The organism is Candidatus Pantoea multigeneris (assembly GCF_011752615.1).
GTDB classification, from domain to species: Bacteria; Pseudomonadota; Gammaproteobacteria; order Enterobacterales; family Enterobacteriaceae; genus Pantoea; species Pantoea multigeneris.
Genome location: NZ_VWXF01000001.1, coordinates 1,018,024 through 1,044,089 on the forward strand (window position 1 = coordinate 1,018,024; position 26,066 = coordinate 1,044,089).

Below are 26,066 nucleotides of genomic sequence, written 5' to 3' on the forward strand. Positions count from 1 at the left end.
GGTGGCGCACATAAGCCACCGAAAGGAGAAGCAATGAAACGTCAGATGTTGTTTGCTGCTGTACTGGCAGCTTTAACGTTATCGCCGCTGGCGGTACACACAGCTCAAGCTAACGGCGCTTATATCCAACTGGCTCCCGGCGTATCGCTGCATTTAGGCGACCGTAATCCACGTGGTGATTACTGGGACGGCGGCCGCTGGCGTGATGCGCGCTGGTGGCACAATAACTATCGCTACGGTGAAAACCGCTGGTGGCGTCATGAAGAGTGGCGTCGTCATCAGGCCTGGGAACGCGATCATCGCCGTCACGATCATGGACGCTGGCATCATGGTCCACCCCCACCGCCGCCACGCTGGTAATAACACAACGGGCTGTGCAGATAACCTGCACAGCCCGTTTTTTTCTCTGCTCTTCGCGCTCAGAGGCCGAGCGCTTCACCCACTAACAGGTAGAGATTCAGCGCAACCACCAGCAGCACAATCAGGCGACCCGCGTTTTGCATCAGACGGGAGTTCACCAGTTCTGGCCCCATGATTTCGCGATTGCCGGTAAACGACAGCAGCGGAACCAGCGCCAGCGCAATACCAAAACTCAGCAACACCTGGCTCATCACCAGAATACGCGTCGGGTCCCAGCCTGCCCAGATAACGATAAACGATGGCAGCATGGTAATAGTGCGACGCAGCCACAGCGGAATATGGAAGTGAATAAAGCCCTGCATCACCACCTGCCCTGCCAGGGTGCCCACCACGGTAGAAGAGAGGCCCGCCGCCACCAGACTTAAGCCAAATACCGTCGCAGCGGCGTGGCCCAACAGTGGCGTCAGCGTCAGATAAGCCTGATCCAGCTCAGCAATACCTGAGTGGCCACTGAAGTGGAAGGCCGCCGCCGCCGTTGCCATCATCGCCAGGTTAACGAAACCCGCAATGGTCATCGCAATCGCGACGTCCAGCTTGGTTGAAGAGTAGCGCTGAGCCTTATTCTCTTTACCACCGGACTGGGTCAGCGCCGAGTGCAGATAAATCACATGCGGCATAATGGTCGCGCCCAAAACCCCCGCAGCCAGGAATACCGCATCTGAGGTCGGCAATGAAGGCAGCGCCATACCCTGCACCAGCTCACTGATTTTTGGCTGGGAGAAGAACATCTCGACCACATAAGCCGCGGCGACAAACAGCAGCATGCCGCCTATCACCAGTTCCAGCGGTTTTTGCCCACGGTTTTGCAGCATTAAGATCAGATAGGTCGCAATCCCGGTGAGCACCGCACCTTGCATTAAGGAGATGCCCAGCAGAAGTTTGAAGCCCAGCGCTGCACCGATAAACTCCGCGAGATCCGTGGCCATGGCGATGATTTCCGCCTGCACCCAATAGAACCATACCGCCGGACGCGGGAAACGGTCGCGGATGTGCTCCGCGAGGTTTTTACCTGTCGCAATGCCCAGCTTGGCAGACATCAGCTGGATCAGCATCGCCATCACATTGGCCCATACCACCACCCACAGCAGCTTGTAACCGTAAGCGGCCCCGGCCTGAATGTTTGTCGCAAAGTTGCCGGGATCGATATAGCCAATAGCCGCAATAAATGCGGGCCCGAGCAGTGCGAGTTTAATTTTTCTGGCTCCGCGAGCGGCGCGCTCGACGGTGCGACTTTCTGACATATAGCGTAACCCTGTATCAACACCCGTTAACCCCTCCAGCTTAAAAGGGGGTTGCCATGATGGCCATTCGGTCGTGATTATCGTTGTGATAGATTCTGCTAAGAAGTATAGCAATTGCTATATTGTATAGCACAGTATAACTCTGACAAAAAGTGAGCATTTAGGTTCACTCTACTCGTTGGCGTTTTTATAAACAATAACTTTGTGGTTATGGCTGGTGAACAAAATGTAAGCGAATTGTGAGGCTGCAAGCTAATCTGAAAATATGTCGATATTGATTGCTTATAATGCGGTTTAGATCTCGTTTTTACGCAACGCGTTACATAGAATACGCAGCAAAATACAACCCTCCTCAAATTTGGAGCCTATATGTCCCATATTTTTCACTTTCTACTGGCATTGGTAGTGGTCGGGGTGCTGGCACTGCTGGTCAGCCATGACCGCCGCAGCATTCGCATTCGCTTCATTGTACAACTGCTGGTGATTGAAGTTCTGCTGGCCTGGTTCTTCCTGAACTCAGAAGCCGGCCTTGGCTTCGTCAAAGGGTTCGCCGGGGTCTTTGATCATCTGCTGAAATACGCCGCTGAGGGAACCAACTTCGTGTTTGGTGGCATGAACGAGAAAGGCTTAGCCTTCTTCTTCCTCAATGTTTTGTGCCCTATCATCTTTGTTTCCGCGCTGATCGGTATTTTGCAGCATTTCCGCATTTTGCCTTTGGTCATCCGAGGCATCGGAACTGTGCTGTCGAAGATCAATGGCATGGGCAAACTGGAATCTTTCAACGCCGTCAGTTCACTGATTTTGGGACAGTCAGAGAACTTCATCGCGTATAAAGATATCCTCGGCAAAATGTCGCAAAACCGGATGTACACGCTGTCAGCAACGGCGATGTCGACCGTTTCGATGTCTATCGTCGGCGCCTACATGACCATGCTACAGCCAAAATACGTGGTTGCCGCGCTGATCCTCAACATGTTCAGTACCTTTATTGTGCTGTCGCTGATCAACCCTTATCGCGTTGAGAATGAAGAAGATTTGCAGCTGCAAGATCTGCATAAAAATCAGAGCTTCTTTGAGATGCTGGGTGAATACATCCTTGCCGGTTTCAAAGTTGCCATCATTGTTGCTGCTATGCTGATTGGCTTTATCGCGCTGATCTCTGGCCTGAACGCGCTGTTTGACACTATTTTCGGCATCAGCTTCCAGGGCGTGCTGGGCTATGTGTTCTTCCCGTTTGCCTGGGTGTTGGGTGTGCCAGCACACGAAGCGTTGCAGGTGGGCAGTATCATGGCGACCAAACTGGTTTCCAACGAGTTTGTGGCGATGATGGACCTGCAAAAAGTGGCTAGCCAGTTGTCACCACAGTCAGAAGGTATTCTGTCGGTGTTCCTGGTGTCATTCGCCAACTTCTCTTCTATTGGTATCATCGCCGGGGCGGTGAAAGGCCTGCACGAAGAACAAGGCAACGTGGTTTCTCGCTTTGGTCTGAAACTGCTGTACGGCTCAACGCTGGTCAGCGTGCTGTCGGCGGCTATTGCTGGTTTAGTCCTCGCATAAACCGTTCTGTGCCTGCCGCGCCCTGCGGCAGGCCTGTTCTAACCTATTCCCAGACGTTATATCCCTCACGAAACGCCGTAGCGCCCACCATCAAGGGTTTCGCTGTTTGCCGCATATCCTTTGCACAATAACGAATTTCCGTTAGAGGGCTCCTGCCCCTTAGTTTCTTTGCAGAAACTGATTCCAGGAGAACCCCATGAGCATCCAGATTTTAGGCATGATTGGCCACCGTCTCGCCTCAGAGATCATTCCCGCCAGCGGCCCACTGTTTGATAAGCACTACATCACGCAATTTTCCCGCGCCCATGAGGCCGCCGGTTTTGATCGCATTCTGGTGGGTTACTGGTCCGATCAACCGGATGGCTTTTTGGTGACGGCCCACGCAGCGGCCAATACCACTACGTTGAAATTCCTGCTCGCGCACCGCCCCGGCTTCGTCTCTCCCACGCTGGCCGCACGCAAACTGGCCTCGCTCGATCACCTGACCGATGGTCGCCTGGCGGTACACATCATCAGTGGTGGCAGCGACAGCGAGCAACGGCGCGATGGCGACTACCTCAATAAAGCGCAACGCTACGCGCGCTCGGATGAGTTCCTTACCGTCTTGCGTCAAAGCCTTGAGTCTACCCAACCGTACGACCATCAGGGCACTTACTACCAGGCGGAACAGGCTTTCTCGGCCATTAAACCCCTGCAAAATAAGCTGCCCATTTACTTCGGTGGCTCCTCCGCAGAAGCGATCGATGTCGCGGCTCGTCATGCCGATGTGTTTGCCCTGTGGGGTGAACCTCTAAAAGGTGCAGCGGAGACGGTTCGCACGGTACGTGCCGCAGCGGCAGAGCAAGGTCGTAACATCAAGTTCAACATCTCTTTCCGCCCGATTGTGGCCGCGACAGAGAAAGAAGCCTGGGAACGGGCCGAACATATCCGCGAACTGGCGGCGCAGCAGTTGCCAAAAGGCGGCCATAACTTCGGGTCGCTCAAACCCCAAAGCGTTGGCGCACAGCGTCTGATGAATGCCGTTAATGAAGGTGAACGTCTGGATAAAGCCTTGTGGACGGGCATCGCGAAACTGGTGGGCGGCGGCTACAACTCTACTGCGCTGGTCGGCACTGCCGATCAGGTTTCCGAAGCCCTGCTGGATTACTATCGCCTTGGTATCGACAGCGTGTTAATTCGTGGTTTCGATCCGCTGAATGATGCCGTGGAGTATGGCCGGGAGCTGATCCCCCTGCTGCGCGAGAAAGTCGCGGCTATCGATAGCCAAAAAAGGAGTGCCTGATGCGTCTGGCTGCACTGTTTGCCGGACTCACCCTGGCACTAAGCCTCAATTCAGCGCTGGCGGCATCGCAGGTTACGCTGCGCCTCGGCGATGTAAAAGGCGACCGTTTTGCTGCCCTTAAGGCTTCGGGCGAACTGAACAATCTTCCCTACGATCTCAAGCTCACAGCCTTTGACTCCGGGGCACCCGTGCAAGAGGCGCTGAATGCCGGCGCGCTGGACGTTGGCTTCACCGGCGATCTGCCTTTTCTGTTTGTCTATGCCGCGGGCGCGCCCGTAAAAGCGGTGGGCGCCTGGCAAAACAACCCAGATAGCATTGCACTGTTAACGCGCCCGGACAGCGGGGTGCATTCACTGCAAGATTTGAAAGGCAAACAGATTGCGGTGAACCGCGGTGGCTGGGGCCACTACCTGCTGCTGGGCTTATTAGAGAAAGCCGGTCTGAAACCCGGCGATGTGACGCTGCGTTTTCTCAATCCGGTAGATGGCCGCGCCGCGCTGAGCGCCGGTTCGGTTGCCGCCTGGGCACCGTGGGAACCTTATATTGCCACTTCAACCCACGTCGATGGCACGGTGCGCGTGCCGGGTGGTGGTGGCCGTGGGATTATGTCCGGTTACTCCTACGCGTTAGCACGCAATGAAGCACTGGCCGATCCACAAAAACGTCAGGCGATTGCCGATCTGCTCACCCGCCTGGCCAAAGCACAGATCTGGGCGCAGCAACATCCACAGCAGTTTGCGGAAGTGCTCGCGAAGACGCTGAGCATGCCAACCGCGATCACCCAGAGCTGGATCGCGGACGCTCAGATCCGTCCGGTCATTTTTGATCGCAGCCTGATCCCGTCGCTGCAAAAATCGGCCGACTTTTTCCACCGCTATCAGGTGCTGCCGCAGGCAATTGATGTCACCCCGGCGTTTGATTTCTCACTGTCGGCGGGTGCCAATGCGGTAGCCAAAACCTGGCTGGAGCAACATCATGAGTGAATTACAGCATCATCGTCTGCGCGATTTTGTCACCCAACTGGCAAACCTGGTCGATCAACACCCGGATGAAGCACAGTTACTGGAGCAAGGCAGCGAACTGCTGCGCCCACTGCTGCTCAATGATGACTGGCTGGATGAGGCGTACGCGCAACCCCATCCCGAGCATTATCAGCAATACCTGCTGTTCGCCGATGCCCAACAGCGTTTCTCCGTCGTGAGTTTCGTCTGGGGGCCAGGACAGCAGACGCCCATTCACGACCATCGCGTCTGGGGATTGATCGGTATGCTGCGTGGCGCAGAAGTTTCGCAGTCTTACCAGCTACAGTCACACGGATTGGCCGAACAGGGGCTTCCGGTACGGCTTGAACCCGGTCAGATTGAGGCAGTATCACCGCAAGTGGGGGATATTCATCGCGTCAGCAACGCTTTCTCCGATCGGGTTTCCATCAGTATTCACGTTTACGGGGCCAATATTGGTGCCGTGCAATGCGCCGTCTACCGTCCTGACGGCAGTGAAAAAACCTTTATCTCCGGTTACAGCAACCGCACTCTTCCTAACATCTGGGATCTTTCACATGGCTGAACAACACTTTTCACCGCGTAGCGCCGCAGACATCATTCATGCACTGCAACAACGTCAGGAGATCGCCCTGGTCGATGTGCGTGATGAAGCGCTCTATGCCCAGGGGCATCCGCTGTTTGCCGTCAATATTCCACTCTCCAAGCTGGAGCTGGAGTGGCTGGACCGGATCCCACGCCTTGATACCGCGATTACGCTGTACGACAACGGCGAGGGTCTGGCCGCTGCCGCTGCCTCACGCGTAGCGGCGTTGGGTTATAGCAACATCACGCTGTTGCAGGATGATTTAGCAGGCTGGCAAGCTGCCGGTGGTGAACTGTTTATTGATGTGAATTCACCGAGCAAAGCCTTTGGTGAGCTGGTTGAACATCATAATCACACCCCTTCCCTGCCTGCTGAAGAGGTTCAGGCCTTGTTGCAGGCCAAAGCCGACGTTGTGGTGCTTGATGCGCGCCGTTTTGACGAATACCAGACCATGAATATTCCCGGCAGCCTCAGCGTTCCAGGCGGTGAGTTGGTACTGCGCGTGCGGGATATTGCCCCGTCACCGGAGACCACCGTCATCGTTAACTGCGCCGGACGCACCCGCAGCATTATTGGCACGCAGTCACTGGTGAATGCGGGGGTACGCAATCCGGTGTATGCCCTGCGCAACGGTACGATTGGCTGGACACTGGCAGGACAACAGCTCGAGCACGGCCAGGCGCGTCGATACGTTGCTACCAGTGAAACCGCGCAGCGCCAGGCCGCTAACGCCGCCGCCCATGTGGCACGTCAAGCGGGCGTGTTGCAGGCTACGCTGGCGCAACTGCATGCATGGCAGCAAGAGGCCAATCGCACCACATACCTGTTTGATGTGCGCGAAGCGGATGAGTACACGGCAGGCCATTTGCCGGGCAGTCGTCACGTTCCCGGTGGGCAGTTAATTCAGGAAACCGATCACTACGCCAGCGTGCGCGGAGCGCGTATCGTACTGGTTGATGATGATGGCGTTCGCGCCAACATGGCCGCTTCATGGCTGGCACAGCTCGGCTGGGAAGTCGCCGTGCTGACGTCTGTCAGTACCGCTGATTTCACCGCCTCCGGCCCCTGGAAACCGCAAGTCCCTGCGCAACAGGCCAGCCAACCGGTGACGCCACAGCAGTTGGCCGAATGGCTGCAAGCAGGCAATACCCAGGTACTGGATTTCACCACCCATGCCAATCACCTGAAGAGTCACATTCCTGGCGCGGCCTGGCTGTTACGTTCAACCTTGCAGCAGCAAGGTCAGGCCCTGCTCCCGGTGGCCGATCGTTACGTCCTGACTTGCGGCAGTAGCTTGCTTGCCGGTTACGCCGTAGAGCAGGTCGCGGCCCTGAGTGGCAAACCGGTGTTCCTGTTGCAGGGCGGGAATATCGCCTGGCGCGAAGCCGCACTGCCGACCGAGAGCGGTGACAGCCGGTTGTTATCTCCGGCTATCGACCGCTATCGCCGTCCTTATGAGGGGACCGATATTTCGCCAGAAGTGATGCAGGCCTATCTCGACTGGGAATTTGGCTTAGTGGCGCAACTCGACCGCGATGGCACACACGGCTTCAATGTCTTGCAGGTAGAAGCGGAAGCCGCGACGGTGTGACCTAAGCGATTCCCAACGCGCAGCCAGGATAGGATCGGGCTGCGTTTTTTTAATGATACAGAAAACCTCGTCTTCTCTTGATAGATGAAGCCACGGACAAGTGCAGTTGTCCGGTTTGAAGCCCTGGCCAATCCAACAAACATTTTGTTAGCATATGGCCGCCAATGGATAACAGGAGTTTCCCGGTGGCAGGTTTCGGCTCTACCGCTAACAGTGATGTTTACCGATTCACATCCCAGACCCGTTCTGTAGCTTTAGTCGCCTGAGACGAACTTCTTGTTCCGTCATCAAACCTACTTTCCCTGAGCCAGTACCCCGTATTGACTCTGCGCTAAAACTGTCTGTAACCGTGCACAGGCTAGCGTCCATCTCCTGTTTTAACGCCACTGGCAGTAAGAATCAGGGCCAGTCGCTCTGTACGTTTTTTTCGACGCAACTCACCTACTTTCATGAGGGAACATGTATGTCAGACGCAATTTCAACCCAGCAACCCGCTGAGCCCTATGGCAATCGTAATGTGATTAACACTCGTATACTGATCTTCTTAAGCATTGGGCTCAACCCCGTATCTTTCCTCATTGGGCTGTCCACCACACTGCTTTTTAGTGCGATCATTTCATGCGGGTTCGCGGTAGCGTTGTTTGTTAGCGATCGCAAATACCTGCGTTCTGTTAACGCTTATGTGCCGCACTGGGGCTGGTTCTTCCTGTTCCCGGTCTACCTTTTCAAACGTCAACGTCATAACGGCGTTGGATTACTCTGGTTCTGGATGTGGTTTGTGAGCTATGTCATTACCATGTTTATCCTGCCGAAAATCGTCATGGCTCTGTATAGCGGCCACACCGCATAGTGATTTCTGCTGATACGCAGACCCGATCTGGCAAATAAAAAAAGCGGCTCATGCCGCTTTTTTATTGCTCGCCTGACGTGGCTATTGGCTGTCTCGCGCTTTGTTATTTCCTCTGTCAGAATGATTCCGCAGGTGTTTTAAAGTGTATTGGGTGAGCTAATCCCGGGTATCGCAGGAATTGCCGTACCGATTCACGTTGCCGGTGCGGGCGTGGTAGGTTCACTGGGGATGACTTTTCTTTCCCCGCGCCTCAATGCAGAGGTGCAACAACGTTATGTCACGCTACTACAGCAAGAGGTCGCGGCGATTGCGCCGTTGATCAGCCCTCTCGATACACGGCTCAGAGCGTCGTTGTAGCGAGATTTTCTCAGGACAGGAGCAGGTGAACACATGACCAAAAGTACACGTAAAGTTGCCTTGCTCAGTGGTGCAAGTCGAGGAATTGGCGCAGCGATTGCAGCAAATTTACTGGCACATGGCTGGGCGGTAAGCCTGGGCTGTCGTACCCCTTCCGAGGTGGAAATCAGTGATGGCGACAATCAGTTGGTGAGCCATTTTGATGCACTGGATGCCAGCACCGAACAGGCATGGATTGACGCTACGTTGGCAAAATTTGGTCGTATTGACGCGTTAATCCACAACGCAGGCATCATGTTGCCGGTGTCGGTACTGGAAGCCAGCGACGCAGAGTTTGACCGCACCTTCAACGTCAACGTCAAGTCGCCGATGCGCATGAGCCGTCTGGCATGGCCGCATCTGCAAGCCAGCGGCAGTGGTCGTATCGTGATGATGTCCTCCCTTTCGGGTAAGCGCGTCAAAGGTGAACACTCGACCCTGTATGCCATGAGTAAATATGCCGCGCTGGCATTAGCCCATAGCCTGCGCAAGATCGGCGATAACAGCGGCATCCGCTGCACCGCAATTTGCCCTGGTTTTGTCGCCACCGATATGGGCACGGCGCTGACTGAAGTGCCAGCAGAAAAAATGACCCAACCAGAAGATCTCGCACATCTGATCCGCACGGTACTGGAGTTGCCAAACAACGCCAGCATCGCGGAAATCCCGGTGAACTGGACCGTAGAAGATAATTACTGAGACAAGGAAAACCATAATGGGACCCAGCGTTGATGTTGTACCCTCCTCGCCAACGTTTCCAACTTCGGCAGAGGTCGTCGTCATTGGTGGCGGGATTATCGGCGTGGCAACAGCACTGTCACTGGTGCAACAGGGGATCCGTACCGTGCTGTTGGAGAAAGGGACGGTCGCGGCGGAACAGTCAAGCCGCAACTGGGGCTGGTGTCGCCGCACCGGACGCGATCTGCGTGAGCTGCCGCTGATCAATCTCAGCATGCAATTGTGGGAAGGCATGAATGAACGGGTGCAGCGCGAAACCGGCTTCCGTCGCTGCGGGATATTGTATGCGGCACGTAATACCGAACAGCACCAACGGCATCAAAGCTGGGTACGTGAGGCTCAACAGTATGGTATCCACAGCGATCTGCTCTCCCCCGAGCAGGTACGTCAGCAGCTACCGCAGTTGCAGGGAGAGGCGTTTGGCGGCATGTTGACCCCGCTGGATGGCCGGGCAGAGCCACAAAAAGCCGTCCCGGCCATGGTGCAGGCGGCGATGGAACTCGGCCTGAACCTGCAACAGCATTGTGCAGTACGCACCATTGAACGGGCTGCCGGTCAGGTGAGTGAGGTGGTAACCGAACACGGTGCCATCCGCTGCCAGCAGGTGGTGGTGGCTGGCGGTGCCTGGTCTCGCATCCTGTTGCAGGGGCTGGGCATCACGCTGCCACAGCTGAAAGTGTTATCCAGCGTGGTGCGTACCCACCCGGTGGATTTTGATCCTGGCCCGTGCGTCAGTTTTGGCAGTGTGGCGATGCGTAAACGGCTGGATGGAGGATTGACGGTCGCCAGTTCTGCCATCAGCACGGCGGATATTACGCTGGATGCGCTAAAGTTCAGTGCTCAGTTTATGCCGGCCTTCTGGCATGAACGTAAGGCAATCAGACTGCGCGTTGGCGCTCGCCTTTTCGAGGAGGCTCTACACTGGAAACCCGGACAAGCCGACAAACACTCCATTTATGAGGCCATCAGGGTGCTGGACCCGCAGGTTGAATCTGACATCATTCCGCAAATCCGCGAACGCGTCAGCAAACTGCTGCCTGCGCTAACACCACTCCCTATTGCCCAGAGCTGGGGCGGCTTGATCGACAGCATGCCGGATGCCATTCCCGTCATTTCTGCCGTAGAGAGCCTGCCAGGGCTGTTTGTTGCCACCGGTTTTTCCGGTCACGGCTTCGGCATCGGGCCTGGTGCGGGTCAACTTATGGCTGATTTGGTGTTAAACCGTACGCCATCTGTTGATGCACATCCATTCAGGTTGAGCCGTTTCAGCGATGGCGAGAAGATTAAAGCGCAGTTTTGGCTTTAAGCCTTGGCGCACTGTGCAGCGCGCGTGACGGGCTGTGCAGTGTGCAACAGAAAGGTAAGATTTTAAGATGCAAAAAAATCCAGTAAGCAAAACCACTGGATGATAACAAGCGTAGAAATGTGATTTGGTGGAGATAAGCGGGATCGAACCGCTGACCTCTTGCATGCCATGCAAGCGCTCTCCCAGCTGAGCTATACCCCCACATCTGGAATGTTTTCAGGTCAAACTTTTGGGAAGAAAGTTTGGTGGAGATAAGCGGGATCGAACCGCTGACCTCTTGCATGCCATGCAAGCGCTCTCCCAGCTGAGCTATACCCCCGAACCTGAAAAACTGTCGAGTTGCCTCGACGGACGGCATAATATGAAACCCCTTTCAGAGTGTCAACGGCAAATTGTCATAAATGGTTTGATCGCTGAAAAAGACGGCAAGAACAGATTTATTTTCACCCCTCCCCCCTGAATTTACCCTCCCCGTTCAGTCAGTTAACACCCGCTAACACTACGGCATCCAGTAAGACGATTGCGTAACAGGGAAAGCCAGGTAAAATCGTCGCGCTTAAGATTTTTCCTCCCCTGGGTGTATTCCACCCGCGTTTACCACTACTAAAAAAGATGTTGAGAGATTATGTCGCTACATACCCCGCAAACGATTGCGCAGATAGCCGTAGAGTCCGGCGTTGCTAAGAGTCGCCTGCCCGTTTCTACTTTATTGATCCTTGGTTTTATGGCCGGAGCCTTCATCGCTACAGGCTTTTTACTGGATCTCCACGTTATTAACCAACTGCCTGCTGAATGGGGTTCATTCAGTGGCCTGCTGGGCGCGGCGGTGTTTCCCATTGGCCTGATACTGACCACGCTGGCCGGAGGTGAATTGCTGACCGGCAATATGATGCTGTTACCCCTTGCCTGGTTTGCCCGTCGTATCAGCGCCGTTAGCCTGTTACGTAACTGGTTTTGGGTCACCCTGGCAAACTTTGTCGGCAGCCTGGCGATAGCCTGGTTCTTTGGTCATATGCTGGGCATGACAGAAGGCGATTACCTGAAAAAGACCCTGGCAGTCGCCCATGCGAAAGCGGGAGCCGACTTTTTCCATGCCTTCATCTCCGGCATCGGCTGTAACTGGCTGGTGTGTCTCGGCGTCTGGCTGGCAATCGCCAGCAAAGATATGGTGGGGAAAGTGCTGGGCATCTGGTTCCCGGTAATGGCCTTCGTGGCGATTGGTTTTCAACACGTGGTTGCCAATATGTTCATTATTCCTGCCGCGATTTTTGCCGGCCAGATGTCATGGGCTGAGTATCTGCCTAATTTTATTGCTGTTTTCCTCGGTAATACCGTGGGTGGCGCGGTGTTTGTTGGCCTCGCCTACCACATGGCCTTCCGTTCATCTGGCCTGACACAGGATCAGGCATAATTCCCATTCTTTGCCCTCGATCAATATCTGAGGGCATTTTATTCACTGATTACTTCTACAAGTTACGTTTTGTTGTAATATGTAGAACTAATGTATTTAACAGGGAAATCATCGTGAATAAGGAATGGCTAACCCCGGAAGAGCTCGCGCAAGAAACGGGCTACAGTCGGCAAACGGTGAACAAGTGGATTAAGCGGGAAAACTGGACCACTACGCCGAAACCCGGTGTTCAAGGTGGTAAGGCGCGTCTGATCCACATTGATGAGCGTGTCAGGGGTTTTATCCAGTCAACGCGAAATCTTAATGAACCGAGTGCGACTTACAATGCCCAACAGAACTCGTTACCTGCGTTATTATTAAGTTCTGTGCAGCAAATGACAATTCCTGAGCAAGATCAGCTAACTGCGTTACTGCTTCGTGAGGGGATTCAAGGATTGTTAGTGCGGTTAGGTATCAGCGAAGAATAAATGAGCCGGAAGCAGAAGCTTCCGGCCCTGTTTTTTATGCCTGTGCTTCGCGTGCGCTAATCCACGCTAATGCTTGTTCAATACGCGCGACGCTACGGCTGCGGCCGATGGCTTCTACTGTCACGTCCAGCGCCGGGGATTGTCCAGCACCGGTAACGGCAACGCGCAGTGGCATCCCAACTTTGCCCATGCCCACTTCCAGCTCATCCGCTGTCGCCTGAATCGCGTGGTGCACATTTTCTGCGGTCCAGTCGCTGATAGCGGCCAGTTTGTCACGTACCACTTCCAGCGGCTGACGTGCCACAGGACGCAGGTGTTTTTTCGCCGCATCCGCATCAAACTCAGCGAAATCTTCGTAGAAGTAGCGGCAGGTTTCTGCCATCTCTTTCAGCGTTTTGCAACGTTCGCCCAGCAGCGTAACCAGTTTTGCCAGCTCAGGACCGGTACGGGTATCGATTTTCTGCTGTTCAATGTGCCACTGCAGGTGCGTCGCAACATATTCCGGTGCCATCGAATTGATGTAGTGGTGATTCAGCCACTGCAGTTTTTCGGTGTTGAATGCGCTGGCCGATTTGCTGACCGCTTCCAGGGTAAACAGCTCTTCCATTTCCTGCACGCTGAAGATTTCCTGATCGCCGTGTGACCAGCCCAGACGGACCAGATAGTTCAGCAGGGCTTCCGGCAAATAGCCATCATCACGGTACTGCATTACGCCTACCGCACCGTGGCGCTTGGAGAGCTTTTTGCTGTCATCGCCGAGGATCATCGAGACGTGCGCATACGTTGGCACTTCCGCACCGATCGCCTTCAGGATGTTGATCTGACGCGGGGTGTTGTTGATGTGATCTTCGCCACGGATAACATGGGTGATCCCCATATCCCAGTCATCCACCACTACGCAGAAGTTATACGTTGGGGAGCCGTCGGTACGACGGATGATCAGATCATCCAGTTCGAGGTTGCTGAATTCGATCGGGCCACGGATCTGATCGTCAAAGATCACCGATCCGTCCAGCGGATTGCGGAAACGCACCACGTGCGGTTCATCGGCGGCATGGTGTTCATGGCTGTCACGGCAGTGGCCGTCATAGCGTGGCTTTTCGCCATTTTCCATCTGCGTTTCGCGCAGCTTTTCCAGACGCTCTTTGGAGCAGTAGCATTTATAGGCGGTGCCCGCTTCCAGCATTTCATCAATCACCGCGTTGTAACGGTCAAAGCGCTTCGTCTGATAGTACGGGCCTTCATCCCACTGCAGGTTGAGCCAGTTCATGCCATCCATGATCGCTTCAATAGCTTCTGGGGTGGAACGTTCCAGGTCGGTGTCTTCAATACGCAGGACAAATTCACCTTTCAGGTGACGCGCATAAAGCCAGGAGTAAAGTGCAGTACGTGCACCACCAACGTGGAGATAGCCAGTCGGGCTTGGCGCGAAGCGAGTTTTGATTTTCATTCAGCAGTGCCTTTAATGCGCGGGTTTGTTGTCTGGATGACAATAAACGGGTTAAGTCGCGAAAATAGTGGGCTCATTCTAGCATCTGTTAGTGATTCCTCAATCATTGCTACAGGCGCTAGCGCCAGTTATTGCGAGCTTTTATGCTATGAAAACAGGCATTTTGCCTAAAAGGCCCGCAAGATGACTAAAATTAGAGCGAACGAAAAATTATGTTTTAAAAAGCGTTGACTCACTTCGAACTATCCCTATAATGCGACTCCACACAGCGGGGGTGATTAGCTCAGTTGGTAGAGCTTCTCCTTTACACGGAGGGGGTCGGCGGTTCGAGTCCGTCATCACCCACCATCTTTTAAGAGATGAGCCGCAGTGGAACAAGAGATATAAGTATGGGTGATTAGCTCAGTTGGTAGAGCTTCTCCTTTACACGGAGGGGGTCGGCGGTTCGAGTCCGTCATCACCCACCATATCTTAGTCGAATGACACTCTTGTTAAAGAAGTACCGAAGTGGGTGATTAGCTCAGTTGGTAGAGCTTCTCCTTTACACGGAGGGGGTCGGCGGTTCGAGTCCGTCATCACCCACCACTTCGGGTCGTTAGCTCAGTCGGTAGAGCAGTTGACTTTTAATCAATTGGTCGCAGGTTCGAATCCTGCACGACCCACCAATTCAGAGAAAAGCGCCTTTAGGCGCTTTTTTCGTTTCTGCGGTTTACGTAACGCTCTACCTGTTGCAACTTTTCCGCCAGCCGCCTGACTTTTCCAAATCTTAACACTCCATGACCTCAAGCCCGCTGGGAAACTCACCGATAACCCTTGTGAGCTTTTACAAGGAGAAAACCATGACCACTATTTCTGGGTCCGTTAGCAGTACGATGAGTAGCAGTAGCAGCAGTGGCGGCGGTGATGTGAGTTCACAAATTGCCAGCCTGAATAAACAGGTACAGTCGGTTACTAAGCAGTTAAACGACCTGGCAAACGATGACAGCCTCACCGATGAGCAGAAAGCGGAAGAGCAGGAGATGTTGCAGTCGCAAATCGAAATGATCGAAGCGCAGATTGCACAACTGGAACAACAGCAGGAGCAGAAGGCCCAGCCGACAACGCCAACCAGCCAACAAACCAGTGAAATCAAGGCGGATGGCGTCAATCGCCCAACCGCCACCAACCAGATCAACGTTTACGTCTGAATCTGAGCCCCACTGATTCAGTGGGGCTGTTTTTCTTTAATACCGTGAAGATTAAAAAGCCGGAGCGCGCAGACGCTGCTCGGTCAGCAACTGTGCCTGCAGGCGGACTTCCTGCCAGATGGCTTCCGCGGCTGGCGTCAGCGAACGGTTCTTGCGCTTAATTAACACCAGAGATCGCATGACCTCAGGATAAATGCGCCGGACGCACAGCGCATTACCCGCCGGCAATGGCAGCGCTAGCGCAGGTAAAATACTGACGCCAATCCCCGCTTCCACCATCGGCGGTAAGGTAGCAGGATGCCCAATCTCCTGTACCACATCCACCATCACCTGCTGTTGCTGCATGGCTGCATCCACCAAAATACGGCTGCCTGAAGCATAATCCTGCAACACCATGGTGCGGCCATTCAACATCGACCAACGCGCCTCTTTGACGCTGGCTAATTCGTCATCCTCACGACACAGCAGTAAAAAGGGATCGTCAAGAATGGGCGCGGAGTCAAAATCAGCGTCGGCGAGTGGCCCAATCACAATGCCGAAATCCACTTCGGCATTGCGTACGCTTTGCAACACCCACTGCTGTACGCGGTCGTGCAAAATAACCCGGATATCGGGAAACCGTACCTGACTGGCCGCCAGACACTGCGGCATTAAATGCGCAGAAATGGTCTGGCTCGCCGCTACCCGCACAGTGCCGCTGCGCTGCTCTCCGTAGCTGCGAATATCCAGCAGTGCGGTTTGCATCTCCTCTAACAGCCTTTCCATCCGTGACGCCAGTTGTTGACCGGCTTCGGTTAACATCACCTCACGCGTCGTGCGGTCCAGCAGCCGTACGCCAATCTCCGCCTCCAGCTCTTTAATACTGTGGCTCACCGCCGACTGGCTCAGACCAATCGCCTGCCCCGCCTGGCTAAAACCACCGTAGCGCGCCACCGCAATAAACGTGCGTATCTGACGTAACGTGTAATTCATCGAAAATACTCATAGATTGATGCAATAAATCAATTTTATTTCTAAAGCCAGCTCCTGCACAATCAGCACCGTCATAAAGTTAACCGGATTGTAACAATGGGCTTCCTTAGAATTGATCCGATGATGGTTAAACTCATCATCACCTTACTGCTTGCTACCTTTATCCCTGCTAAAGGCGGCTTTGTCGATTTCTTCCAATACCTCACCACCGCGGCGATTGCCCTGCTGTTCTTTATGCATGGCGCTAAACTCTCGCGGGAAAAAATCATTGCGGGTAGTAGCCACTGGAGACTGCACCTGTGGATCATGACCAGCACCTTTATTCTCTTCCCGATTCTGGGTCTGCTGTTTGTCTGGTGGCATCCGCTGAATATTAGCCCAGACCTCTACACCGGCTTTATTTACCTGTGTATCTTGCCAGGCACGGTACAGTCATCCATTGCCTTTACTTCGCTGGCAGGCGGTAACGTCGCAGCCGCCGTGTGTGCAGCCTCCGCCTCAAGCCTGCTGGGTGTATTTATTTCGCCAATGCTGGTGAACCTGGTCATGAATGTACACAGCGAAATGCCGGGTAACGGCCTTGAGCAGATTGGCAAAATCATGCTGCAACTGCTGGTGCCGTTCGTGATTGGTCATATCTCACGCCGCTGGATTGGCGCATGGGTAGAGAAACACCGTAGCCTGATTGGTAAAACTGACCAGGCGTCGATTCTGCTGGTGGTCTACTCGGCGTTTAGTGAGGCGGTGGTTAACGGCATCTGGCATAAAGTGGGGCTGGCGACGTTTGGCTGGATCTTACTCGGGTGCCTGATCATTCTGGCTGTCGCGCTGCTGATCAACATCGTTGCATCGCGCGTGTTTGGCTTTAAACGCGCCGATGAGATCGTCGTGCTGTTCTGTGGCTCGAAAAAGAGCCTGGCGAACGGGGTGCCAATGGCGAATATCCTGTTCCCTGCCAGCACCATCGGGATTATCTTGCTGCCGCTGATGATCTTCCACCAGGTTCAGCTGATGGTCTGCTCTTACATTGCCGGGCGCTATAAAGCTGCCGGTGAAAAACAGGCGCAGAAAGAAGCCGCGCCGCGTGTGATGGAATCACAGAAGTAATTAAGGCTGTCGCTTGAGGGGCTTTACCAGCCCCTCAAGTCCTTCAATTTTGATGGCCAGCGTCAACTGGAGCAACTCCCCTAAATGCCCTGCGGGAAACTCTCCCCCGCGTGCGAACCACAGCAGATAGGGTTCCGGCAGATCGATCAGCATCCGACCTTTGTATTTACCAAACGGCATCGCCGTATTGGCGATTTCAACCAGATGCTGTTTCTCCACCTCAGGCTCCTAACAGACGAATCATTTCAGCTTCATCAATAATCTCGATACCCAACTCCTGGGCTTTCGCCAGTTTAGAACCGGCGGCTTCACCTGCAATCAGCAAATCGGTTTTTTTCGATACGCTGCCACTGACTTTAGCGCCCAGGGCAGTTAACTGCGCTTTCGCATCATCACGGTTCATCTGCGACAGCGAACCGGTTAAGACCACCGTTTTACCGGCAAACGGGCTGTCTATCTCAGCGGCCACGATGACCGTTGGCTGCGGCCAGTGTACGCCAATCTCTTCGGTCAACTGGCGAATGACATCGCGGTTACTCTGCTCTTCCATAAAATTGCGCACATGGCTGGCAACCACGGTGCCGACATCCTGCACCGCAATCAGCGCGTCCAGATCCGCATCCATCACTTTTTGTAAGTCACCAAAGTGGCTGGCCAGATTTGCCGCCGTCGCCTCACCCACTTCGCGGATGCCCAAAGCATAGAGGAATCGGGCCAGCGTGGTTGATTTGGCCACTTCCAGCGCATTGACAATATTCTGCGCTGATTTCGGTCCCATGCGATCCAGCCCGGTGAGTTTCCCGGCGGTCAAACGGAACAGATCCGCTGGCGTGTGTACGTACTCTTTCTCCACCAGCTGATCGATAATTTTATCGCCCATGCCGTCCACGTCCAGCGCACGTCGGGCAACGAAATGCTTGAGCGCCTCTTTACGCTGCGCCCCGCAAATCAGGCCGCCAGTACAGCGTGCTACCGCTTCGCCTTCCACTCGCTCCACGTCTGAACCACAGACCGGACAGTGCTCAGGGAAGAGGATTTCACGCGTCTCTTCCGGCCTTTCAGACGTTACGACGTTAACCACCTGCGGAATCACATCGCCCGCGCGGCGGATCACCACTTTGTCGCCAATACGCAGGCCAAGACGTTCAATTTCATCGGCATTATGCAGCGTCGCATTACTCACCATCACGCCTGCCACCTGCACCGGCTCCAGACGCGCTACCGGCGTAATCGCTCCGGTTCGGCCAACCTGGAACTCCACGTCACGCACCACCGTCATCTGTTCCTGAGCCGGGAACTTAAACGCCACTGCCCAGCGAGGTGCACGCGCAACAAAACCAAGCTGTTCCTGCAATGCCTGATCGTTAACTTTGATCACCACACCATCAATATCAAACCCCAGCGTGGGTCGCTGCTGTTCAATATCGCGATAAAACGCCATCACTTCTTCGGCGTTGTTCGCCAGTCGGGTGCGATCGCTGACCGGCAAACCCCAGGCTTTAAATTGCTGTAACCGCGCATAGTGTGTATCCGGCAGTTCGCCACCTTCCAGCACACCAAAGCCATAACAGAAGAAGGTCAACGGACGCTTAGCGGTGATACGCGGATCGAGTTGACGCAGTGAGCCAGCCGCCGCGTTACGCGGGTTAGCAAACAGTTTGCCATCGCTTTTGCGCGCTTCGTCATTCAGTTTTTCAAAACCGCGCTGGGTCATAAACACTTCACCGCGCACTTCCAGGCGGGCCGGAATATTGTCCCCGGTCAGACGCAGGGGGATAGCGCCAATGGTGCGAACATTATGGGTAATATTCTCGCCTGTTGTGCCATCCCCGCGCGTAGCGGCCTGCACCAGCAACCCATTCTCATACAGTAAACTCACGGCCAGGCCGTCAAGTTTCAGTTCACAACAATAGGTCACTGCGTCAGTCTGCTTTAGCCTATCGCGCACACGTTTGTTGAACGCAAGGAAGCTCTCTTCATCAAAGGCGTTATCCAGCGAAAGCATCGGCACTTCATGACGGACGGTCTCAAAGACCGCTAAGGGTGCAGCCCCTACGCGCTGGGTAGGAGAATCAGGCGTTACCAGTTCCGGATGTTGCGCTTCCAGCTCGCGCAGTTCGCGCATCAGACGGTCATATTCCGCATCCGGGATCTCCGGGGCGTCCATAACGTGGTAGAGGTATTCGTGATGACGCAGCGAAGTCTGCAGCGCCGTTAGCTGTTCCTGGACGGTTTTCATAAAGCCCCATCAGATAAAAAACCCCCGACATGCGGGGGTTTATAAGAGATATTTACTGCCGGAGCCGTTAACCCCGGGCTTCGATCACTTCGCGAATGCGCGTTTTATAGGTTTCGAGCTTCTGCGGTGTCATCATGCGGCGTTCATCATCCAGCACCACGCCGCCGACATCATCGGCAATACGCTGAGCAGATTGCAGCATTAACTTGAAGTTTTGGTTCGCATCACCGTAAGAAGGCACCATCATAAAGATGGAGATACCTGGCGTGGTGAAGTCGCCCATGGTGTCTGGGTTAAATGAACCCGGCTTCACCATGTTCGCGAGGCTGAACAGCACCGGACCACTGCCCGCTGGGCTGAGGTGGCGGTGGAAAATGTTCATTTCGCCAAACTGGAAGCCCGCCTGCAAAATACCCTGCAACAGGGCTTCGCCATTTAAGGCTCCGCCTGCGTGAGCACCCACATGCAGGACCAATACCGTCTCTTTAGGTTTCGCAGCCTGACGCACTTCTGGCTCAACGGCCACTGGCTCAGGCGCTTCAACTGGCGCAACAGGTTGCGGTTCTGCCTGATAAACAGGCTCTGGTTGAGCTGCTTCCACAGGCGCTACGTCAAACAGGGGATCGGCCTGAACCGGCGCGACAGGTGCCGCTGGCGGTACAATTTCAGGCTGAGGGACCGGCTGAACGCGCACCGGCTGAGGAGCAGGCTGCTGCGGACGCGGCTGTGCCGGCGTATCCAACAGGGGATCGCGATCGGCATGATTAAATTCTGGGGAGGCGACAGGACGCTGCACGGGTTGACGCGGCGGTTCAGCGGCAGGCGGTGCTGCAGGCTGGCGTGGCGCTTCCTGATAGGCATCGAAGCGAGGCTCCTGATGAACTTCACGCGATGAGTGTGCACGGATCTCGCCAATGCTCTCTTCGCCCTCGTCACTCAGGGTTTCATCTTCGGTGTTATCACGCGATTTCATACGCTTATGTGGTCGGTCACGGAACACACTGGAGCGCTCTTTACGGCTGGTCCACAGCCCGTGAAGCAGTAGCGCTATAATGGCAACCGCGCCAACAACGATTAAGATCAGACGCAAATCCTGCATCATTGTATTCTCTGTTGATCCAATACCTTGCCACAACGGCAAACTTTATCCTCTAACTGTATTTGCCCTGCTACACAAGTGCAAGTGCGCGCAGTATTTTCTGACAAATAAGCGTGTCCGTAGGTGTTTTTTTGCTGCTTTTTTGTCCACGCAAGGGCGGAATACTGAAAATAGCCAGGGTATGATAGTCGCGCGGCGACACTTTAAGGAGATCTTCCCCCGTCATGACCACAGATTATTCTGATACACCCCCCAATGGTATCCACTACTTTCGCCAGGGGTGGAAGCTGGTCGGCCTGCCTGGCATTCGGCGCTATGTGATCGTACCGCTGCTGGTCAATATTGTGCTGCTGGGCGGTGCGTTTTACTGGCTGTTCCATCGTCTGAGTCAGTGGATTCCGGATTTAATGGCCCGTATTCCTGACTGGCTTCAATGGCTGAGCTATCTGCTCTGGCCGCTCTCCGTTATCTCTATTCTGTTGGTATTCAGCTACTTCTTCTCCACCATCGCCAACTGGATTGCAGCCCCGTTTTGCGGCCTGCTGGCAGAACAGCTGGAAGGCCAATTGACCGGACACCCGCTGGTCGATAACGGCTGGATTGCGATGTTCAAAGACATCCCCAGAATCATGAAGCGTGAGCTGCAAAAGCTGGGCTATTATTTGCCACGTGCGCTGGGCCTGCTGCTGCTCTACCTGATCCCCGGATTTGGCCAAACGGTCGCTCCGGTACTGTGGTTTTTATTTAGCGCATGGATGCTGGCAATCCAGTACTGCGACTATCCGTTCGATAACCATAAAATCAGTTTCCCGCAGATGCGCAGCGCGCTGCGTCAGCACAAAGTCACCCATATGCAATTTGGTGCCCTGGTCAGTTTGTTTACCATGATCCCCGTGGTGAATTTGGTGATTATGCCGGTGGCGGTTTGCGGTGCGACCGCGATGTGGGTTGATCAATACCGTTCGCGCCTTGCGCGCTAAGGTGCATCAGCCTTATGCAATTTTGATCAGGGGTTATTGCCAGGTGACATATAGATATGCCTTTTCTTTCCTTCCGCCGTGAAGGGAAAAAGGTATGCTCTGGGGGTTTCCCATATTTCATACAGTTAAGGACGGGCTATGAGTAAGATTTATGAAGACAACTCTTTGACGATTGGTCATACGCCACTGGTTCGACTGAACCGCATCGGCAATGGCCGTATTCTGGCAAAGGTTGAATCCCGTAACCCCAGCTTCAGCGTAAAATGCCGTATCGGTGCCAATATGATTTGGGACGCAGAGAAGCGCGGCATCCTCAAGCCCGGCGTTGAACTGGTTGAACCAACCAGCGGTAACACCGGTATTGCTCTGGCCTACGTGGCAGCGGCTCGCGGCTATAAACTGACGCTGACCATGCCGGATACCATGTCAGTTGAACGCCGCAAACTGCTGAAAGCGCTGGGTGCCAACCTGGTACTGACTGAAGGCGCAAAAGGCATGAAGGGTGCGATTGCCAAAGCCGAAGAGATTGTGGCTGAGAACCCAGAGAAGTTTGTCTTACTGCAGCAGTTCAGCAACCCAGCCAACCCAGAAATCCACGAAAAAACCACTGGCCCAGAGATCTGGGAAGATACCGACGGTGAAGTGGATGTGTTTATCGCGGGTGTGGGTACTGGCGGCACGCTGACCGGTGTTAGCCGTTACATCAAAAACACCAAAGGTAAAAAAGATCTGATCACCGTTGCCGTCGAGCCGACTGATTCCCCGGTGATCGCTCAGGCGTTGGCGGGTGAAGAGATCAAACCGGGCCCACACAAGATTCAGGGTATCGGTGCGGGCTTTATTCCTGGCAACCTGGACCTGAAACTGGTCGACCGCGTAGTGGCCATCAGTAACGATGACGCCATCAATACCGCACGCCAGTTAATGGAAGAAGAAGGTATTCTTGCGGGGATCTCTTCCGGTGCTGCGGTTGCCGCCGCGCTGAAGTTGCAGGAAGATGAAGCCTTCGCCAATAAGAACATTGTGGTCATCCTGCCCTCTTCTGGCGAGCGTTATTTAAGCACTGCCCTGTTTGCCGATCTCTTCACTGAGAAAGAGTTGCAGCAATAAGCTCTGGCTCGCAAAAAGCACCCAAATGGGTGCTTTTTTGTGGCGCAGATCCCAATTTTATCACCCGACAGATTGTCTCTCTCCGCTAGCTCTGGTATTTAACCTGACAATTATTTCGAAGCCTGAAATTAATCTGCCCACCCAAGCTGAATCGATTTACTCATTTGGCGATACGCTGAATAGCGTCATACTAACGGGTGGAAGTGTCAGCACTTCAGGCAAAATCATCACCTCCCAGGCATATTGTGGCTCGGTACGAGCCGGTAAGCATCCCTGGTGAGGCTAAAGTTCAGGCACCAGGCTAGACTTTAGATCCATAACACCAAACCTGATAAAGTTGGGGAAATAGCATGTTCCAGCAAGAAGTTACCATTACCGCACCTAATGGCCTGCATACCCGTCCGGCTGCACAGTTTGTTAAGGAAGCTAAGGCCTTTCAGTCAGACATCTCTGTCACTTCAAACGGTAAATCTGCCAGCGCCAAGAGCCTGTTCAAGCTGCAAACTCTGGGCCTGACTCAGGGTACTGTGGTGACGCTTTCTGCTGAGGGTGAAGATGAGCAGCAGGCTGTAGAACACCTGGTTAAGCTGATGGCGGAACTGGAATAACACCTCCCGCTTGCAGCAAACCGACTCCGCAGCGAGATCGCACAGCACTCTATTGATCGCGGACAACATGTCCGCGTTATTGCATCTGTAGAATACCGCTCCGCGACACTGTCTTTGCATTGGGTCCATGAGCCATCGAGAAGAAAAGGTAAGGTTATGATTTCAGGCATTTTAGCATCACCGGGTATCGCCTTCGGCAAAGCGCTTCTGTTGATTGAAGATGAAATTGTCATCAGCCGCAAAAAAATCACCGCTGACGACGTAGAGAGCGAAATTCAGCGCTTCCTTGATGGCCGTAGTAAAGCGGCAGTCCAGCTGGAAGCGATTCGCGCGAAAGCGGAAGAGACCCTGGGTGAAGAGAAAGCTGCCATCTTTGAAGGCCACATTATGTTGCTGGAAGATGAAGAGCTGGAACAGGAAATCACTGACCTGATCAAGAAAAATCACCAAACCGCAGACGCTGCCGTGTTTGAAGTGATCGATGGCCAGGCGAAGGCGTTGGAAGAGCTGGATGATGAATACCTGAAAGAGCGTGCCGCAGACGTGCGCGACATCGGTAAACGCCTGCTGCGTAATATCCTTGGTTTGCATATTGTCGATTTAAGCGCAATCCAGGAAGAGTCTATTCTGGTCGCGACCGATTTAACCCCCTCAGAGACCGCACAGCTCAACTTACAGAAAGTGCTGGGCTTTATCACCGATTTGGGTGGTCGCACCTCTCACACCTCCATTATGGCCCGTTCTCTGGAAATTCCAGCGATTGTCGGCACCGGTAACGTCACCGCGACAATTAAGAATGGCGATTATCTGATTCTGGATGGCGTGAACAACGACATTTACATCAATCCGACTGACGACAAAATTGAAGAACTGAAAGCCATTCAGACGCAGTATTTGTCAGAAAAGCATGAGTTGGCGAAACTGAAAGATCTGCCAGCCATTACGCTGGACGGACATCAGGTAGAAGTGTGCGCCAACATCGGCACCGTGCGCGATGTCGCAGGTGCTGAGCGCAACGGCGCTGAAGGTGTCGGCCTGTACCGTACCGAATTCCTGTTTATGGATCGTGATAGCCTGCCAACGGAAGAAGAGCAGTTCAAGGCCTATAAAGCCGTGGCTGAAGCCGTCGGCGCAGATGCCGTTATCGTACGTACCATGGACATCGGCGGTGATAAAGACCTGCCGTACATGAACCTGCCAAAAGAGGAAAACCCCTTCCTTGGCTGGCGCGCTATCCGTATTGCTATGGATCGCAAAGACATTCTGCACGCACAGCTGCGCGCGATTCTGCGTGCCTCCGCGTTTGGCAAACTGCGCATCATGTTCCCGATGATTATTTCCGTGGAAGAAGTGCGCATTTTGAAGGGCGAAGTTGAACTGCTGAAGCAGCAATTACGTGACGAAGGTAAAGCTTTTGATGAGACGATTGAAGTCGGCATCATGGTTGAAACCCCAGCTTCAGCGGTGATTGCCCACCATTTAGCAAAAGAAGTTGATTTCTTTAGTATTGGAACAAACGACCTGACGCAATATACTCTGGCAGTCGATCGCGGTAACGATCTGATTTCCCATCTTTATAATCCAATGACGCCGTCAGTGTTGACGCTCATCAAGCAAGTGATCGATGCTTCACACGCCGAAGGCAAATGGACCGGTATGTGTGGTGAGCTGGCAGGTGATGAACGTGCTACACTACTGTTACTGGGAATGGGGCTGGATGAATTCAGCATGAGTGCTATTTCGATCCCTGGCATCAAGAAAATTATTCGTAATACTAATTTCGAAGATGCTAAGGCATTGGCAGAGCAGGCTCTGGCTCAACCCACAGCGGAAGATCTGATGAATTTGGTCAACAAGTTTATCAAGGAAAAGACACTCTGCTGAACCGCGAGACGCTGGCCCAATATTACTGCTTAGGAGAAGATCATGGGTTTGTTTTCTAAACTTTTTGGCGAGAAATCAGAGAGCGCTTCAGGGACTATTGAGATTGTTGCGCCGCTGTCAGGCGAAATTGTCAATATTGAAGACGTACCTGATGTCGTGTTTGCTGAAAAAATTGTTGGCGACGGGGTCGCGATCAAACCGACCGGTAATAAAATGGTAGCGCCAGTTGATGGCACCATCGGCAAAATTTTTGAAACTAACCACGCGTTTTCTATCGAGTCAGACAATGGCATCGAACTGTTTGTCCACTTTGGCATTGATACGGTTGAACTGAAAGGTGAAGGGTTCAAACGTATTGCGGAAGAAGGCCAAAAAGTGAAAAAAGGCGATGTGGTGATCGAGTTCGATCTGCCATTGCTGGAAGAGAAAGCCAAATCAACCTTAACCCCGGTAGTGATCTCGAATATGGATGAGATCAAGGATCTGGTTAAGTTGTCAGGTCAGGTCACTGCGGGTGAAACCCCGGTGATTCGCATTAAGAAGTAATGCACAAACGCTAAACAAAAAAGCACCTGTTACCAGGT

The 26,066-nt window shown here is 53.7% G+C and carries 25 protein-coding genes and 6 tRNA genes; 23 read left to right on the forward strand and 8 right to left on the reverse strand.

Features of this window, described 5'->3' with window-relative positions; genetic code table 11:
- The first annotated feature begins 33 nt into the window (after positions 1–33).
- Positions 34–360: a DUF2502 domain-containing protein gene (locus F3J40_RS04710; protein ID WP_167012764.1), complete on the forward strand. Its 327-nt coding sequence runs from the start codon at positions 34–36 to the stop codon at positions 358–360.
- Positions 361–419: 59 nt separating this feature from the next.
- On the opposite strand, the gene F3J40_RS04715 is transcribed toward F3J40_RS04710, so the two are convergent.
- Complete coding sequence (locus F3J40_RS04715) at positions 420–1,661, reverse strand: Nramp family divalent metal transporter (RefSeq protein WP_167012765.1); 1,242 nt, start codon at positions 1,659–1,661, stop codon at positions 420–422.
- A 369-nt stretch (positions 1,662–2,030) separates the two neighbouring features.
- On the opposite strand from F3J40_RS04715, the gene F3J40_RS04720 reads away from it, so the two are divergent.
- The 9 genes from F3J40_RS04720 (at position 2,031) to F3J40_RS04760 (ending at position 10,968) form a co-directional block, all read left to right on the forward strand.
- On the forward strand, positions 2,031–3,218 hold the full coding sequence (locus F3J40_RS04720) for a NupC/NupG family nucleoside CNT transporter (RefSeq protein ID WP_167012766.1): 1,188 nt from the start codon (positions 2,031–2,033) through the stop codon (positions 3,216–3,218).
- Between the two features lie 196 nt (positions 3,219–3,414).
- Positions 3,415–4,500, forward strand: coding sequence for an LLM class flavin-dependent oxidoreductase (locus F3J40_RS04725; RefSeq protein WP_167012767.1), 1,086 nt, complete (start codon positions 3,415–3,417; stop codon positions 4,498–4,500).
- Complete coding sequence (locus F3J40_RS04730) at positions 4,500–5,483, forward strand: ABC transporter substrate-binding protein (protein WP_017345341.1); 984 nt, start codon at positions 4,500–4,502, stop codon at positions 5,481–5,483. Before F3J40_RS04725 ends, F3J40_RS04730 begins: the two co-directional genes overlap by 1 nt.
- Positions 5,476–6,066, forward strand: a complete 591-nt coding sequence (locus tag F3J40_RS04735; RefSeq protein ID WP_167012768.1) for a cysteine dioxygenase family protein — start codon at positions 5,476–5,478, stop codon at positions 6,064–6,066. Before F3J40_RS04730 ends, F3J40_RS04735 begins: the two co-directional genes overlap by 8 nt.
- Positions 6,059–7,678 carry a rhodanese homology domain-containing protein gene (locus F3J40_RS04740; RefSeq protein WP_167012769.1) on the forward strand — a complete coding sequence of 540 codons (1,620 nt, stop codon included), beginning with the start codon at positions 6,059–6,061 and terminating at the stop codon, positions 7,676–7,678. The genes F3J40_RS04735 and F3J40_RS04740 overlap by 8 nt, the downstream gene beginning before the upstream one ends.
- A gap of 463 nt (positions 7,679–8,141) precedes the next feature.
- Positions 8,142–8,528 (forward strand): hypothetical protein, encoded by a 387-nt coding sequence (locus F3J40_RS04745; RefSeq protein ID WP_167012770.1) that lies wholly within the window; start codon positions 8,142–8,144, stop codon positions 8,526–8,528.
- A gap of 147 nt (positions 8,529–8,675) precedes the next feature.
- Positions 8,676–8,885: an IclR family transcriptional regulator gene (locus F3J40_RS04750; RefSeq protein WP_240155274.1), complete on the forward strand. Its 210-nt coding sequence runs from the start codon at positions 8,676–8,678 to the stop codon at positions 8,883–8,885.
- Between the two features lie 33 nt (positions 8,886–8,918).
- The gene (locus tag F3J40_RS04755) at positions 8,919–9,623 is read left to right on the forward strand and encodes an SDR family NAD(P)-dependent oxidoreductase (protein ID WP_167012771.1); all 705 of its coding nucleotides are present in this window, start codon (positions 8,919–8,921) and stop codon (positions 9,621–9,623) included.
- A 16-nt stretch (positions 9,624–9,639) separates the two neighbouring features.
- Positions 9,640–10,968, forward strand: coding sequence for an NAD(P)/FAD-dependent oxidoreductase (locus tag F3J40_RS04760; RefSeq protein ID WP_167012772.1), 1,329 nt, complete (start codon positions 9,640–9,642; stop codon positions 10,966–10,968).
- A 125-nt stretch (positions 10,969–11,093) separates the two neighbouring features.
- Here F3J40_RS04760 and F3J40_RS04765 read toward each other — a convergent pair.
- Together F3J40_RS04765 and F3J40_RS04770 are read right to left on the reverse strand one after the other, a co-directional pair.
- Positions 11,094–11,169 (reverse strand) — tRNA-Ala (locus F3J40_RS04765).
- Between the two features lie 42 nt (positions 11,170–11,211).
- Positions 11,212–11,287 (reverse strand) — tRNA-Ala (locus F3J40_RS04770).
- Positions 11,288–11,593: 306 nt separating this feature from the next.
- Between F3J40_RS04770 and F3J40_RS04775 the strand changes: the two genes are divergently transcribed.
- Positions 11,594–12,379, forward strand: a complete 786-nt coding sequence (locus F3J40_RS04775; protein WP_167012773.1) for a formate/nitrite transporter family protein — start codon at positions 11,594–11,596, stop codon at positions 12,377–12,379.
- Between the two features lie 113 nt (positions 12,380–12,492).
- Positions 12,493–12,846, forward strand: coding sequence for a YfeC-like transcriptional regulator (locus F3J40_RS04780; protein WP_017345328.1), 354 nt, complete (start codon positions 12,493–12,495; stop codon positions 12,844–12,846).
- 34 nt (positions 12,847–12,880) lie between these two features.
- On the opposite strand, the gene gltX is transcribed toward F3J40_RS04780, so the two are convergent.
- A complete protein-coding gene (gltX, locus tag F3J40_RS04785) occupies positions 12,881–14,296 on the reverse strand; it encodes a glutamate--tRNA ligase (RefSeq protein WP_167012774.1) in 1,416 nt (471 codons plus the stop codon).
- Positions 14,297–14,568: 272 nt separating this feature from the next.
- On the opposite strand from gltX, the gene F3J40_RS04790 reads away from it, so the two are divergent.
- The 5 genes from F3J40_RS04790 to F3J40_RS04810 all read left to right on the forward strand — a co-directional run bounded on the left by F3J40_RS04790 (position 14,569) and on the right by F3J40_RS04810 (position 15,483).
- Positions 14,569–14,644 (forward strand) — tRNA-Val (locus F3J40_RS04790).
- Between the two features lie 43 nt (positions 14,645–14,687).
- Positions 14,688–14,763: transfer RNA gene (locus F3J40_RS04795), tRNA-Val, on the forward strand.
- 42 nt (positions 14,764–14,805) lie between these two features.
- Positions 14,806–14,881, forward strand: a tRNA-Val gene (locus F3J40_RS04800).
- A gap of 4 nt (positions 14,882–14,885) precedes the next feature.
- Positions 14,886–14,961 (forward strand) — tRNA-Lys (locus tag F3J40_RS04805).
- A gap of 174 nt (positions 14,962–15,135) precedes the next feature.
- Positions 15,136–15,483, forward strand: a complete 348-nt coding sequence (locus F3J40_RS04810) for a FlxA-like family protein (protein WP_167012775.1) — start codon at positions 15,136–15,138, stop codon at positions 15,481–15,483.
- Between the two features lie 51 nt (positions 15,484–15,534).
- Here F3J40_RS04810 and F3J40_RS04815 read toward each other — a convergent pair whose 3' ends face one another.
- Positions 15,535–16,455 carry a LysR family transcriptional regulator gene (locus F3J40_RS04815; RefSeq protein ID WP_167012776.1) on the reverse strand — a complete coding sequence of 307 codons (921 nt, stop codon included), beginning with the start codon at positions 16,453–16,455 and terminating at the stop codon, positions 15,535–15,537.
- A gap of 96 nt (positions 16,456–16,551) precedes the next feature.
- On the opposite strand from F3J40_RS04815, the gene F3J40_RS04820 reads away from it, so the two are divergent.
- Positions 16,552–17,562, forward strand: a complete 1,011-nt coding sequence (locus tag F3J40_RS04820; RefSeq protein ID WP_167012777.1) for a bile acid:sodium symporter family protein — start codon at positions 16,552–16,554, stop codon at positions 17,560–17,562.
- Here the strand turns inward: F3J40_RS04820 and F3J40_RS04825 are convergent, their stop codons facing one another.
- From F3J40_RS04825 to zipA, 3 genes are all read right to left on the reverse strand, one after another.
- A complete protein-coding gene (locus tag F3J40_RS04825) occupies positions 17,563–17,781 on the reverse strand; it encodes a DUF3820 family protein (protein ID WP_017347683.1) in 219 nt (72 codons plus the stop codon).
- A gap of 1 nt (position 17,782) precedes the next feature.
- Entirely contained in the window at positions 17,783–19,801 is a 2,019-nt protein-coding gene (ligA, locus tag F3J40_RS04830) for an NAD-dependent DNA ligase LigA (protein WP_167012778.1), read from the reverse strand.
- Positions 19,802–19,868: 67 nt separating this feature from the next.
- Positions 19,869–20,903: a cell division protein ZipA gene (gene zipA / locus F3J40_RS04835; RefSeq protein ID WP_167012779.1), complete on the reverse strand. Its 1,035-nt coding sequence runs from the start codon at positions 20,901–20,903 to the stop codon at positions 19,869–19,871.
- 221 nt (positions 20,904–21,124) lie between these two features.
- On the opposite strand from zipA, the gene cysZ reads away from it, so the two are divergent.
- From cysZ to crr, 5 genes are all read left to right on the forward strand, one after another.
- On the forward strand, positions 21,125–21,880 hold the full coding sequence (gene cysZ, locus F3J40_RS04840; RefSeq protein WP_167012780.1) for a sulfate transporter CysZ: 756 nt from the start codon (positions 21,125–21,127) through the stop codon (positions 21,878–21,880).
- A gap of 138 nt (positions 21,881–22,018) precedes the next feature.
- Positions 22,019–22,990, forward strand: a complete 972-nt coding sequence (gene cysK, locus F3J40_RS04845) for a cysteine synthase A (protein WP_017347688.1) — start codon at positions 22,019–22,021, stop codon at positions 22,988–22,990.
- Positions 22,991–23,340: 350 nt separating this feature from the next.
- Entirely contained in the window at positions 23,341–23,598 is a 258-nt protein-coding gene (ptsH, locus tag F3J40_RS04850; protein ID WP_167012781.1) for a phosphocarrier protein Hpr, read from the forward strand.
- Between the two features lie 156 nt (positions 23,599–23,754).
- Positions 23,755–25,482, forward strand: coding sequence for a phosphoenolpyruvate-protein phosphotransferase PtsI (gene ptsI / locus F3J40_RS04855; RefSeq protein ID WP_167012782.1), 1,728 nt, complete (start codon positions 23,755–23,757; stop codon positions 25,480–25,482).
- Between the two features lie 42 nt (positions 25,483–25,524).
- Complete coding sequence (crr, locus tag F3J40_RS04860) at positions 25,525–26,028, forward strand: PTS glucose transporter subunit IIA (RefSeq protein WP_017347691.1); 504 nt, start codon at positions 25,525–25,527, stop codon at positions 26,026–26,028.
- Positions 26,029–26,066: the final 38 nt, after the last annotated feature.